The sequence below is a fragment of the Limnohabitans sp. genome (assembly GCF_040400975.1).
Classification (GTDB): domain Bacteria; phylum Pseudomonadota; class Gammaproteobacteria; order Burkholderiales; family Burkholderiaceae_C; genus Limnohabitans_A.
This window is the reverse complement of sequence record NZ_JBBAPF010000139.1, coordinates 1-295: the sequence shown is the minus strand read 5'-3', so window position 1 is coordinate 295 and position 295 is coordinate 1. Positions and strand designations below refer to the sequence as shown.

The window sequence follows — 295 nt, the reverse complement described above, 5'->3', positions numbered from 1 at the left end:
AACAGGAGTGGGGCTCCCAGTGGGGTACCGGAAGCTGGCAGGGCGGATGGCAACAAGCCCAGCAGCAAGCTCCACCACAGCCACAGCCAGCAGATCCAGCTGCAAAACAGGCCGCAAAAGCTAAGAAACGTGCGGCTCAGAAAGCAAAGAAAGTTGCAGCCGGTGTGAATCCTGCAGAATTCACTGCAGGCAAAGTGCATCTATCCGACATGCGCAGTGCACAACGGCTTTGGACCATCTTTCCGCATGATGCATCCACCACGAATCCAGTGCTGAAGTACAATGGCGGGATAGA

1 protein-coding gene is annotated in these 295 nt (G+C 55.6%); it reads left to right on the top strand.

The window, feature by feature from the left end:
* A partial coding sequence (locus ABWQ00_RS16215; RefSeq protein WP_353239693.1) for a hypothetical protein occupies window positions 1-295 on the top strand: 295 nt, incomplete at both ends.